Genomic DNA, 12,062 nt, shown 5'->3' with positions numbered 1-12,062 from the left:
CGGATCGCGGACTTCGGCGGCCTGCTGATCGCCCACGCCGAGGATCCGGCGGTGATCGCGGCGGCCGGCGAACCGGCCGGTCGCAGCTACCGGTCGTTCGTGGCGTCCCGGCCCGAGCGTGCCGAGACCGAGGCCATCGGCTGGTTCCTGGACGCGGCGCGCGAAACCGGCTGCCGGGCGCATCTGGTGCACCTGTCCAGCGCCGCCGCGCTGCCGCTGATCGCCGCCGCCAGGGACGAGGGGCTGCCGGTCACCGTCGAGACCTGCCCGCACTACCTCAGCCTGGACGCCGAGCGGGTGCCCGACGGCGCGACCCAGTACAAGTGCTGCCCGCCGATCAGGGACCGGGCCAATCGGGAGCTGCTGTGGCAGGCGCTGGCGGACGGCCTGATCGACTGCGTGGTGTCAGACCACTCACCGTGCACCGCCGAGCTGAAGCGGCTGGACACCGGGGACTTCGGCGCGGCCTGGGGTGGCATCGCCTCCGTCCAGCTGTCGCTGCCGGTGACCTGGACCGAGGCCAGCCGCCGCGGTCACAGCCTCGCCGAGCTGGCCGGCTGGATGGCGACCGGTCCGGCACGGCTGGCGGGCCTGACCGGCAAGGGGGCCATCGCCGCCGGCTACGACGCCGACTTCGCGGTATTCGCCCCGGACGACAGCTTCGTGGTGGACCCGTCGCTACTGCGGCATCGCAATCCGGTCACGCCCTACGCCGGGGCTAGGCTGCGCGGCGTGGTACGAGAAACCTGGCTGGCAGGCGTTCGGGTCGACGGGCACACCCCGCAAGGCCGGCTGCTGCGCCGGGCAGGTGCCCCGTGACCGCTCATCCGGCCGAGTTCCGCACCCTTGCCGACCTGGCAAGCCGGGCGCTCGGTGGCAGCGTGGCCTGGTACAACGACGACTTCTTCGCCAGCGCGCACAACCTGATCAACGCCGGCCCGGCTGCCTCGGACCCGGCGGCCTTCGATGCGCGGGGCAAGATCTATGACGGCTGGGAGACCCGGCGCCGACGGCCGCCCGAGACCGGACCGCCCAGCGATGAGGTGATCCTGCGGCTGGCGGCGCCGGGCATCGTCCGGGGAGTGCTGATCGACACCAGCCACTTCACCGGCAACTTCCCGCCGTACGCCTCGGTGGAGGGCGCCGCCCTGCTCGGCTACCCGTCCGCCGAGCAGCTGCGCGCAACCAGTTGGACGCCGCTGCTGGCCAAGTGCGAACTGGCCGGCGACACCGAGAACAGCTTCGCGATCTTCGCCGCCGACCGCCTCAGCAGCCACGTCCGGCTGCGGATCTACCCCGACGGCGGGGTGGCCCGGTTCCGGGTGCACGGCGAGCCGGTCGGTGATCCGCGGTTCCTGGGCGGCAGGGTCGACCTGGCGGCCACCCTGAACGGCGGCCGGATCACCGGCTGCAGCAACTGGTTCTACTCCGCACCCTCCAACGTCCTGGCCCCTGGCCGGTCCAGTGTGATGTCCGACGGCTGGGAGAACGCCCGGCGCCGCGACGACGGCAACGACTGGATCGAGGTCGGGCTGGCCGGTGCCGGCACGCTGCACTCGGTCGTGATCGACACCTCCCGCTTCGTCGGCAACGCCCCGGCGGCGGCAATGCTCAGCGATGCCGACACCGGCGAGCAGCTGCTGCCACGCACCCGACTGACGCCGGATACCGAGCACGTCTTCAAGATCGGCTCGTCCACCCCGGTGCGCCGGGTCCGGCTGGACGTCTACCCCGACGGCGGAATCTCCCGGCTGCGGGTCCTCGGCGAGCTGACCGCCGAGGCGCGGGCCGAGCTCAGCCGGCGATGGCTGTCGCTGCTGCCGGACGAGGTCGCGGCCGGCATCGGCGACGACGAGCTGTTCGACTGAGCCGGGCTGCCGATGCCGACGAGAGGTTCGCCCGATCCGGAGCTGGTCGCCGAGCTGTCCGGGCGGGCCGACGCGCTGCTGGCCGACGACGATGCCGAGCGGGCCCGCCGCTACCCCGGGCCGTCCTCGGACCGGCAGCCGGTGCACACCGCCTACGTCCCGGCCGACCGGTTCTCAGCCGGCACGGCTCAGCAGTGGGGCGAGGCCGCGCTGCGCGCCCTGGACGCGCACGGCCCGCTGCCCGGGTTCGACGAGTCCGAGCACCGCAAGGTCCGGGCGAAGCTCGCGCGTGAACCGGTCGAGGACCTGCGGATCGACTTCGAGGACGGCTACGGGGTTCGTCCGGACGAGGTCGAGGACGCCGCCGCCGTCTCGTCAGCCATCGCGCTCGGCGAACTGCTGGGCACCGACACCCCGCCGCCGTTCACCGGGCTGCGGATGAAATCGCTGGAGCCGGCGGTCCGCCGCCGGGGCTTGAGCACCCTGGCACTCTTCCTGCAGACATTCCTGGAGCAGGCGCCGCTGCCGGCCGGCTTCCGGATCACGCTGCCCAAGGTCAGCTCGGTACGGCAGGTGCAGGCGATGGTGGAGTGCTGCACCTTGCTGGAGTCCCGCTTCGGCCTGGCCGGTGGGCAGCTGCGGTTCGAGATCCAGATCGAGACGCCGCAGGCCATTCTCGGCCCGGACGGCACCGGGCTGGTGGCGCCGATGATCACGGCCGCGGCGGGCCGGTGCGCCGGGCTGCACTACGGCACCTACGACTACAGCGCGTCCCTGGGCATCGCCGCCGCCTTCCAGTCGATGACGCACCCGGCGGCCGACCACGCGAAGGCGGTGCTCCAGGTGGCGGCGGCCGAGACCGGCATCCCCGTGTCCGACGGGTCGACCAACGTCCTGCCGGTGGGCGATACCGCCGCCGTCCGGGACGCCTGGCAGCTGCACGCGGGCCTGGTCCGGCGCTCGTTGGAACGCGGCTTCTACCAGGGCTGGGACCTGCACCCGGCCCAGCTGGCCAGCCGGTACGCGGCCACCTTCCGGTTCTTCACCGACGGCCTCGCCGCGGCCCAGGCCCGGCTGGCGGCCTACCACGACAGGCTCGAGACGGGCATCGCCGACGAGCCGGCCACCGTCCGGGCGCTGACGGACTACCTGGCACGCGGGGCGGCCTGTGGCGCGCTCAGCGAGGAGCCGGTGACCGGGACGGAGCCGACTTCGGCGATCGGGGGCTGACGGTAGGGTTGCCCGGTGGCATTGGCGCTCTATCGCAAGTACCGCTCCGCCGACTTCTCCGAGGTGATCGGCCAGGAGCATGTGACCGCTCCGCTGATCCAGGCGCTGTCGGCGGGCCGGATCAATCACGCGTACCTGTTCTCGGGCCCCCGGGGCTGTGGCAAGACCTCCAGCGCTCGGATCCTGGCCCGGTCGCTCAACTGCGAGCAGGGCCCGACGCCGACCCCGTGCGGGGTGTGCTCGTCCTGCGTGGAACTGGCTCCCAACGGCCCCGGCTCGATCGACGTGATCGAGATCGACGCGGCCAGTCACGGTGGCGTCGAGGACGCCCGGGATCTGCGGGAGCGGGCTTACTACGCGCCGGTGCGCGACCGCTACAAGGTCTACATCATCGACGAGGCCCACATGGTCACCAACCAGGGCTTCAACGCGCTGCTCAAGCTGGTCGAGGAGCCGCCGGAGTTCCTGGTGTTCATCTTCGCCACCACCGAGCCGGACAAGGTGCTGCAGACCATCCGGTCGCGCACCCATCACTACCCGTTCCGGCTGATCCCGCCGTCGGTGCTGCGGGCGCACCTGGAGCGGATCTGCCAGGCCGAGGGCGTCACGGTCGAGCAGACCGTGTTCCCGCTGGTGGTACGGGCCGGTGCCGGCTCCGCCCGGGACTCGCTGTCGGTGCTGGACCAGTTGCTGGCCGGTGCCGGGCCTGAGGGGGTCACCTACCCCCGGGCGGTAGGGCTGCTCGGCGTCACGGACTCTGCCCTGCTCGATGACATGACCGACTCGCTGGCCGTCGGTGACGCGGCCGGGGTGTACGCGACCATCGACCGGGTGGTGGAGGCCGGCCACGATCCCCGCCGGTTCGCCGCCGACCTGCTGGACCGCTTCCGGGACCTGATCGTGCTGGACGCGGTGCCGGACGCGGTGGACAAGGGCCTGATCGACTACGCCGGTGACCAGGCGATGCGGATGAGCGACCAGTCCCGCCGGATCGGGGTGGCGAGCCTGGTCCGGTTCGCCGACATCACCCACACCACGCTGACCGACATGCGGGGCACCACCTCGCCCCGGCTGATGCTCGAGCTGCTGTCGGCCCGGATGCTGCTGCCCGACGCCGCCTCGGACTCGGCTGCGCTGCTGCAGCGGCTGGAGCGGCTGGAGCGGCGGCAGGGGTTGGCGGTATCGGCCTCGGGCGCCGATCAGCGACCGGCGGAGCGGCCGGCCGCGAAGCCGGCGGCCAGGACTGAGCCTGCGGCCAGGACTGAGCCTGCGGGCAGGACTGAGCCTGCGGCCAGGACTGAGCCGGCCGCGAAAGCGGAGCCGTCCGCCGGGAAGGCGGAGCAGCCGGCGGCCCGGGCGGAGGCAACTGCCCCGGCGGAGCAGCCGGCGGCACGGGCGGAGGCAACTGCCCCGGCGGAGCAGCCGGCGGCCGCCGCGGTGGAGCCCGCCCGGTCAGAGCCGTCCGCCCAGTCCGAGCCCGCCCCTGAAGCGGAGCAGCCGGCCGGGCGGCCAGAACCGTCCGGCGAGCCCGGCACTGACCTCGAGCCCCCGTCGGCACCGCCGGTCGCCGCGGCCGAGGTAGCGCCGGACTCCAATGCCCTGCGGCAGTTGTGGCCGGAGGTGATGGCCGCGCTGCGGGAGCGCAGCAAGGTCAAGTGGGCGATGATGAACGAGGTGGTGATCGCCTCCGTCGAGGGCGAGGTGGTCAACCTGCTGGCGCCGGCGGGGCTGGCCCGGCGGATCGCCGACGAGGCCAACCTCGCCGTCCTGCGCGAGGTGCTGCAGTCGGTGGTGTTCGGCCATTGGCAGCTCACCATCAGCTCGTCGGCGGCGAACGGCGCGGCAGCCCCGGCGCCCGAGGAACCGCCGGCCGACAGCGAGCCCGAACCATCGCCCCGAGCCACCCGGCCCGCGCGCCCGGACCGTGCCGCGCGTGCCGCCCGTCCGGAACCGACCCGTCCCGAGTCGGCCGACCAGCCGCCACCGGTCGTCGTCGACGACGACGGCGTGGACGAGGAGTCCGACGAGGTACACGGCTCGCAGCGCTCCGGCGGCGATGCCGAGGCCGCCGCCATCGAGCTGTTGCAAACCAGCCTGGGTGCGCGTCCGATCGACGCTCCTTGATGGGCGGCCCGATCCGGATCTGCTTCGTCTGCTCCGGCAACATCTGCCGCTCACCTACCGCCGAGGTGGTGCTGCGGACGAGGTTGACCGAGGCCGGCTGGGCTGACGAGGTGGTCATCGACAGCGCCGGCACCGGCCCCTGGCACGCCGGCAAGGACATGGACCCGCGGGCGCGTGAAGCCCTGTCCAGCCACGGTTACCACCCCCCGCCGCACGTCGCGCGGCAGTTCCTGCCGGAGGACTTCGCCAGCCGGGACCTGGTGATCGCCCTGGACGGCGGTCATGTGTCCCGGCTGGGCCAGCTGGCCCGGCTGGCCGAGGACCCGGCTGACGCGGCGGCCTCGATCAACCTGCTGCGCAGCTACGACCCGGCCGCGGTCGCCACCGGCGAGCTGGACCTGCCCGATCCGTACTACGGCGGAGCGGCGGAGTTCCAGATCGCGCTCACCCAGATCGAGGCCGCCTGCGCCGGCTTGGCGCAGGCGCTGGGACGGCGATTCGACGGCGCGCGCCGTGAAGGCTGACTAGCCGCACCGATGGGGGATATGTTTCCGCCACACCTTGGCCCGTACTGCCTATTCGGAGGTGGCCGTGAGTGATTTCTCCCAGAAGCCTGCGTCGGGTTCGACCGAGGCGCCGGGTCCCGGTGAAGACCATGCGTTGGGCGAAGCGTATCGCCACTTGCGAATAGCTATCGGGCTCCTTGCGCTGAGCCTGCCCTTCGCCGTCGTCATCGGAAAGGGCCTGCTCGACCACAGCTGGGACCTGCAGGGCTCGCTGAGCGCTTATTACTACACCCGTTCCCGCAATTACTTCATCGGTGCGCTCTGCGCCCTCGCGGTGTTCTTCCTGTCCTACGAGTACCGGCACGTGAACGAGTTCCGAGCTGACAACTACCTGAGCAATCTGGCGAGCGTCGCCGCTGTGGGCGTGGCCTTCCTGCCCACGACCCGGGGCGGTGTGGAATCCACAGGCGCCGAGAAGGTGGTCGGAGCCCTCCACTACGTCAGCGCCGTCGCGCTGTTCGTGACACTCGGGATCTTCTGCCTCTTCCTCTTCACGCGCTCACAAGGCGGCGAAACTCCGCAGAAGAAGATGCGGAATCGGCTCTACCGTGCCTGCGGCTGGGTCATCGCCGGCTGCCTCGTCCTGTGTGCGATCGCGCTCTGGACGGCGCCGGACAGCTGGCGGGCGTTGTTCTGGCTCGAGTCGATCATGGTGTGGGCCTTCGCGATCTCGTGGCTGGTCAAAGGCGAATTCCGCGGGATCCTGGCCGACCAGCCGCCCCAGGCAGCTCCGCCTGCGGCGGGGCCCACAGCGTGAGCTCGGGAACGGCTGCGCGGTTCAGCTAGCCGCGTCCACGCCGTGGCCAGCCGCGTCCGAACCGCTGCGACGTGGTCTGGGTCGGCGGAACTGACGGTGCCGAGCGTTACGCTTGCCCCGAATCGGTGAGGCGGCCGGTGTTCCGCCCGAGTTCTCCAGAGAAGGAATCGCCGTGCGACCAGGTGGCCAGCCCAACATGCAGCAGCTGATGAAGCAGGCACAGAAGATGCAGCAGCAGCTTTCCGACGCCCAGGCGGAGCTCGCCGCCACCGAGGTGGACGGATCCGCCGGTGGTGGCCTGGTCAGCGCCACGGTGACCGGCGGCGGCGAGCTGCTGGCCATCACCATCGACCCCCGGGCCATCGATCCGGACGACGTCGAGACCTTGCAGGACCTGGTGGTCGCGGCGGTACGCGATGCCACCCGGCGCGCCGGTGAGCTGGCGTCGGACAAGCTGGGACCGCTGACAGGTGGCATGGGCGGCCTCGGCGGGTTGGGCATCCCCGGCCTGTGATGTCTCGGTGATGTATGAAGGTGCGGTCCAGGATCTGATCGACGAGCTCGGCCGGTTGCCCGGCATCGGCCCGAAGAGCGCGCAGCGGATCGCCTTTCACCTGCTGGCCGCCGAGTCGGTGGACGTCGACCGGCTGGCCGCGGTGCTGCGCCGGGTCAAGGCCGAGGTGAAGTTCTGCCGGATCTGCGGGAACGTCACCGACTCCGACGAGTGCCGGATCTGCCGGGACCCGCGCCGGGACGGTGCGGTGATCTGTGTGGTCGAGGAGCCCAAGGACGTTATCGCGGTGGAGCGCACCCGGGAGTTCCGCGGCCGTTACCACGTGCTGGGCGGTGCCATCAGCCCGATCGACGGCATCGGCCCGGACGACCTGCGGGTGCGTGAGTTGCTGCACCGGCTCAGTGACGGCACGGTGACCGAGCTGATCCTGGCCACCGACCCGAACCTGGAGGGCGAAGCGACCGCCACCTACCTGGCCCGGCTGATCAAGCCGATGGGCGTCACGGTCAGCAGGCTGGCCAGCGGGCTTCCGGTCGGTGGTGACCTGGAGTACGCCGATGAGGTCACCCTCGGCCGGGCATTCTCCGGCCGGCGGGCCATCGAGTAGCCATGAATGCCGAGTTCGGCGCCGGCGGTGGGCCGCCACAGTGGCCGGGCTCAGATCTGCCGGAGGCCACCGCGCCGGCCCCGCCACCGCCTGCCTGGCCGGTCCGCCACCAGCACCCGGTGCCGTTCCCGGCGCATGCCCCCGCGCCACCGGCCGCGCCAGGGCGTCACCGGCGGCGCACCGGCCGGTGGCTGCTGGCCGCGCTGATGTCGGCCGTGCTGGCCGCCGCGCTGGGTCTGGCCGCCGCCCACCGCCACGCCGACCGGTCAAGCGCGGAATCGGTGGCCCGGGGGTTCTTCCGGGCGCTGGCCGACGGCGACGCGCCCGCCGCGCTGGCCTTCGCCGACGCCCCGCCGCGCGCTCAGTTCCTGACCAGCGAGGTGCTGCGGCAGCAGCTGCAGGTGGCGCCCCTTGCCGACATCTCGGTACTGCGCGGCACCAGGTCCGGCGCCACGGCCACCGTCGAGGTGCGTTACCGGCTGCTGTTCGGCTCCGGTGCCCGGTCGGTGGCCGACACCGCGACGCTGGTCCGGCGCGGCTCGACCTGGCGGATGAGCCGGGTGGCCGGCACGGTCGAGGTGTCGGCCGGCTCGCCGGTTGCCGGCCGGGTGAGGCTGGCCGGCCGGAAGCTCCCGGCAGCGGCGGTGACGCTGTTCCCGGGTGCGCTGCCCCTGGCCGCCGACCCGCCGGCGTTGCAGGTGCTTGCCCGGACCCCGGCGGGCGGCGCCGACGATCGGCCGATAATCCGGCTGGCCGACACCGATCTGGTGCTCAAGGCTCAGCTATCCCTGTCACCGGAGCTGCGCCAGCAGGCCGAGCGGGCGGCGCAGACGTTGCTGGCCGGCTGCCTGGCGCCGGCTGGGAAGGACCCGCTCTGCCCGGTTCCGGGCTCGGGCCGGCCGGTTCCGGGCTCGCTGCACGGCAGCGCACCTGCGATAGCCACCGTCGACCATCTCATCGAGCTGGAGCAGGCCGCCTCCGGTGTGATCAGCGTCCGGGCCCGGGTCCCGGTGCGGGGCAGCTGGCAGGTCTGGGACTTCGAGAACCAGGTGGTTCAGCGGCGCGGGCCGGTCACCGTCGTCCTCGACGCCCGGGTCTTCCTGGACCGGCCCACCCGGGCATTCTGGAACCCGCCCCGATGACGCGGCTCGGCGCGGTCCTGGTGGCGCTGGTGGCGGCGGCCGTGCTGCCCGCGGCCGTGCTGCCGCCGGTTCCCGCCGCGGCCACTCCCGGACCGCGCAGCGCGCCCGAATGGTGGTTCGACAGCTGGCACATCCCCGCGTTGTGGCAAGCCGGCGCCGACGGCCGCGGCATCACCGTCGCGGTGATCGACTCGGGGGTGCAGGCCGACATTCCGGAACTGCGCGGCAAGGTGCTGCCGGGTGCGGACTTCATCGACAACGGCAGCGACGGCCGTACCGACTATGACAACGACGAGTTCTCGCACGGCACCGCGATGGCCTCGCTGATCGCTGCCGCCAGCGGCTTCTCCGACATCGAGGGGCTGGCGCCGGCGGCGAAGATCCTGCCGGTGGCGGTGCCGCTGGACAATGTGGTCCACCGGGGCGAGCCGCCCAAGAACGCCACCGCGCGAGCTATCCGCTACGCAGCCGACCATGGTGCGCGGATCATCAGCATGAGCCTGGGCAGGCCTCACTACGAGCGCGACGATCAGGTGCCCTGCCCGCAGGCGATGCAGGACGCGGTGTTGCACGCCCTCGCCAAGGGTGCCCTGGTGGTGGCTGCCTCGGGCAACTCCGGCCGGTCCGGCAGCCCGGTGGAGGAGCCCGGGGTCTGCCTCGGCGTCGTCTCGGTCGGCGCGGTGAACGCACGGCTGGAGGTCACCGGCTTCTCCTCCCGGCACCGCTACCTGACCGTCACGGCGCCCGGTAGCGACATCCCGACGCTGACCCGCGAGTCGGGCGCGGCGTTCGTGGGGGACGGCACGTCGCATGCCACCGCGCTGACCTCGGCGGCGCTGGCCCTGATCTGGTCGAAGTATCCGCGGGAGAACGCCCGCCAGATCCTGAACCGGCTGCTGGCCACCGCCACCGACCGCGGCGTCAAGGGGCGCGATCCCTCCTACGGCGTGGGCGTCATCGACCCGGCCGCCGCCATCGCGGCCGGCCCGGCGGTCGCTGCCCGTGCCAACCCGGTGCTGGACGGGGCGGCGCCCCTGCTCGCGCTGTCGCGGGCCCGGGCGGCGGCGCCGAAGCCACCGGCGGCGGTCGCCAGGCCGGACGCGCCACTCGGCGAGTACCGGATCGGCATTCCGCCGGAGCAGCTGGATGGCCAGTTCTACCTGCTGGCCGGCGGTTCGGCGGGTTTCGGTGCCCTGGCGCTCGTCCTGCTGACGGTCGCGGTCCGGCGGGGCAGGCGCCGCCTCAGGTACCGCGGAGCAGGTCTGCCACTCGCTCGCCGATCATGATCGATGTCAGGTTGGTGTTGGCCCGCACGTGCGTCGGCATGATCGAGGCGTCGGCCACGTACAGGGCCTCGACGCCGTACACCGCCCCGTACTGGTCGACCACGGAGGCCGGATCAGAACTCGGGCCCATCTTGGCGGTGCCCACCGCGTTGTAGGTGCTGTCGATCGTGCGCCGCACGTAGTCCCGCAACGCCTCCTCGGAGGCCATCACGGACTCGTCGACCATCACGAACTCCTCGCCCAGCGCGCGGATCGCGGGCGTGTTCATCAACTCCCACGCCGTGCGCATGCCGTCGACGAAGGTGCGGTAGTCACGCTCGTCGGACAGGTAGTTCAGCTCGATGTGCGGGCTCTCGCGCGGATCGGTGGAGGTCAGGCTCACCCTGCCCCGGGCGTGCGGCAGCTGGTCGACGATCATCACGCCGAAGATCCGGTCATGGCCCGGCAAGTGCTGCAGCTGGGGGAACTGTTGGGTGAGGTTGAAGCCGTTGACCATGTAGTAGTGGATGTCGTTGGGGTCATCGGAGCCTGCCGAGGTGGTGCGCAGGACGGTCTGCCCCGAGGGCTCGCCGGGGGTCTGGGTGCCCGGTTTGGGCGTCATGAACAGGCCCGTGCGCGGATGGTCGTTCAGGCCCGCGCCGACGCCCGGCAGGTCCGACTTCACCGGCAGGCCGAGCCGCCGCAGGTCCTCTGCCGGCCCGATGCCCGAGCGCAACAGCACGCTCGGCGTGCCGACCGTGCCAGCAGCCAGGATCACCCGCCGCGCCGTCAGCTGCACGGTGCTTGTTGCCCGACGCCACCATCGAACTCTCGGCCTCGGGCCATCGACCAGTTCCACGCCGTACGCGCGGCCGTCGCGGATGAGCACCTTGTTCACCAGGGTCGCTGGGATGATCGTCAGGTTCTCCCGGCCGCGCGCGGCAGGCAGGTAGCCCATCGACGTGGACACCCGGGTCGTCGCGTCGCGCCGGTTGGACGGCATCGCCCCCACACCCGTGGCGTCCGGGTGGTTCTGGTCCTCGACCCATGGAAAGCCCTGATCCAGGCACGCCTGGAGGAAGTGGCTCTGCCTCGGCGTCATCTCCTCGGTCGGGAAGCGCCTGATCGGGATTGGGCCGCCCTTTCCGTGATATTCGCCACCGAAGTCGAGATCGTCCTCAATTCTCCGGTAGAGGGGCAGTACTTCTTCCCACGACCATTCCGGGATGCCGTTCTTGGCCCACTGGTCGAAGTCAGCCGGGACGGCGCGCAACGCCACCGTGTTGCCCACCGCCGATGACCCGCCGACCACCCGCCCCCGGGGGAACCGGATGACCCGGCCGTCCAAGGCTTGCGCCGAGGTGTGCCAGTCGTGCTGGAACAGCGACATCATGTTGGCGTTCAGCAGGTCGGCGGGCGTCTCGGACGCCGTGGGGTAGTACGGACCGGCCTCGACGAGCGCCACGCGGCGCGCCGGGTCCTCGCTCAACCTGACGGCCATCGGCACGCCGGCCGCGCCGGCCCCCACCACGATGTCATCGAAATCAAAGAATCTAGTCATTCAGAATCACTCCAATGAGGTGGACAGTGGCGTCCGGTGGGAGACATTTCGCGATAACGAGCACGCGTCCCCAAATACTGCGCAGACACTCGAATTTGTCCAGGATACTTAGCAGATTTCAGCTATTCTACGCGATTTCAGCAGAATCCTTCAACTGGATTGCGCACGGTTCGGGTGGTCTTGACCACTCGGCTGCGCGACGATCGACCTACGACCGAGGGCTTGCCCCGGGCAGTCGAGTACGGTCTGGGGCACGGAATCTTGATCTACGACAACGGCGACGTGGTGCGCCGGACCTGGAGTTGAGCTGACGTGGCAGTGGTAAGCGGAGCCGGGCTGGGCAGTCTGGTACTGGGCAGCGCCGACCCGGAGCGGTTGGCTGCGTGGTATCAGAGCGCGTTCGCCCCCGATGAGGACATGCCGGACTT

At 71.5% G+C, this 12,062-nt stretch carries 11 protein-coding genes; 10 read left to right on the top strand and 1 reads right to left on the bottom strand.

The window, feature by feature from the left end:
• The 10 genes from VF542_RS00560 to VF542_RS00515 all read left to right on the top strand — a co-directional run.
• On the top strand, nucleotides 1–819 hold an 819-nt coding region (locus VF542_RS00560; protein WP_408649761.1), incomplete at its 5' end, for an amidohydrolase family protein.
• Complete coding sequence (gene alc, locus VF542_RS00555; protein WP_408649760.1) at nucleotides 816–1,868, top strand: allantoicase; 1,053 nt, start codon at nucleotides 816–818, stop codon at nucleotides 1,866–1,868. The genes VF542_RS00560 and alc, both read left to right, overlap by 4 nt.
• 12 nt (nucleotides 1,869–1,880) lie before the next feature.
• Nucleotides 1,881–3,098 carry a DUF6986 family protein gene (locus VF542_RS00550; RefSeq protein ID WP_408649759.1) on the top strand — a complete coding sequence of 406 codons (1,218 nt, stop codon included), beginning with the start codon at nucleotides 1,881–1,883 and terminating at the stop codon, nucleotides 3,096–3,098.
• A gap of 15 nt (nucleotides 3,099–3,113) precedes the next feature.
• Nucleotides 3,114–5,222 (top strand): DNA polymerase III subunit gamma and tau, encoded by a 2,109-nt coding sequence (locus VF542_RS00545; RefSeq protein ID WP_408649758.1) that lies wholly within the window; start codon nucleotides 3,114–3,116, stop codon nucleotides 5,220–5,222.
• Complete coding sequence (locus VF542_RS00540; protein WP_408649757.1) at nucleotides 5,222–5,746, top strand: low molecular weight protein-tyrosine-phosphatase; 525 nt, start codon at nucleotides 5,222–5,224, stop codon at nucleotides 5,744–5,746. The genes VF542_RS00545 and VF542_RS00540 overlap by 1 nt, the downstream gene beginning before the upstream one ends.
• A 67-nt stretch (nucleotides 5,747–5,813) precedes the next feature.
• Complete coding sequence (locus tag VF542_RS00535; protein ID WP_408649756.1) at nucleotides 5,814–6,545, top strand: DUF998 domain-containing protein; 732 nt, start codon at nucleotides 5,814–5,816, stop codon at nucleotides 6,543–6,545.
• Between the two features lie 196 nt (nucleotides 6,546–6,741).
• Nucleotides 6,742–7,059 carry a YbaB/EbfC family nucleoid-associated protein gene (locus tag VF542_RS00530; protein WP_408649755.1) on the top strand — a complete coding sequence of 106 codons (318 nt, stop codon included), beginning with the start codon at nucleotides 6,742–6,744 and terminating at the stop codon, nucleotides 7,057–7,059.
• Between the two features lie 10 nt (nucleotides 7,060–7,069).
• A complete protein-coding gene (gene recR / locus VF542_RS00525) occupies nucleotides 7,070–7,666 on the top strand; it encodes a recombination mediator RecR (protein ID WP_408649762.1) in 597 nt (198 codons plus the stop codon).
• Between the two features lie 2 nt (nucleotides 7,667–7,668).
• Nucleotides 7,669–8,808 (top strand): hypothetical protein, encoded by a 1,140-nt coding sequence (locus VF542_RS00520; protein ID WP_408649754.1) that lies wholly within the window; start codon nucleotides 7,669–7,671, stop codon nucleotides 8,806–8,808.
• Nucleotides 8,805–10,094, top strand: a complete 1,290-nt coding sequence (locus VF542_RS00515; RefSeq protein ID WP_408649753.1) for a S8 family peptidase — start codon at nucleotides 8,805–8,807, stop codon at nucleotides 10,092–10,094. The genes VF542_RS00520 and VF542_RS00515 overlap by 4 nt, the downstream gene beginning before the upstream one ends.
• Here the strand turns inward: VF542_RS00515 and VF542_RS00510 are convergent.
• On the bottom strand, nucleotides 10,051–11,634 hold the full coding sequence (locus VF542_RS00510) for a GMC family oxidoreductase (protein ID WP_408649752.1): 1,584 nt from the start codon (nucleotides 11,632–11,634) through the stop codon (nucleotides 10,051–10,053). The two genes, VF542_RS00515 and VF542_RS00510, sit on opposite strands and share 44 nt — an antisense overlap.
• Nucleotides 11,635–12,062: the final 428 nt, after the last annotated feature.

It is taken from the genome of Jatrophihabitans sp. (assembly GCF_036389215.1).
GTDB lineage: Bacteria > Actinomycetota > Actinomycetes > Mycobacteriales > Jatrophihabitantaceae > Jatrophihabitans_A.
This window is presented reverse-complemented; position numbering and strand designations above follow the sequence as displayed.

What these genes read in the sequence shown, in the direction of transcription:
- VF542_RS00550 (WP_408649759.1), top strand. Translation starts at nt 1,881, where the DNA reads ATGCCGACGAGAGGTTCGCCCGATCCGGAGCTGGTCGCCGAGCTGTCC.
- VF542_RS00540 (WP_408649757.1), top strand. Translation starts at nt 5,222, where the DNA reads ATGGGCGGCCCGATCCGGATCTGCTTCGTCTGCTCCGGCAACATCTGC.
- VF542_RS00530 (WP_408649755.1), top strand. Translation starts at nt 6,742, where the DNA reads ATGCAGCAGCTGATGAAGCAGGCACAGAAGATGCAGCAGCAGCTTTCC.
- recR (WP_408649762.1), top strand. Translation starts at nt 7,070, where the DNA reads ATGTATGAAGGTGCGGTCCAGGATCTGATCGACGAGCTCGGCCGGTTG.
- VF542_RS00520 (WP_408649754.1), top strand. Translation starts at nt 7,669, where the DNA reads ATGAATGCCGAGTTCGGCGCCGGCGGTGGGCCGCCACAGTGGCCGGGC.
- VF542_RS00515 (WP_408649753.1), top strand. Translation starts at nt 8,805, where the DNA reads ATGACGCGGCTCGGCGCGGTCCTGGTGGCGCTGGTGGCGGCGGCCGTG.
- VF542_RS00510 (WP_408649752.1), bottom strand. Translation starts at nt 11,634, where the DNA reads ATGACTAGATTCTTTGATTTCGATGACATCGTGGTGGGGGCCGGCGCG.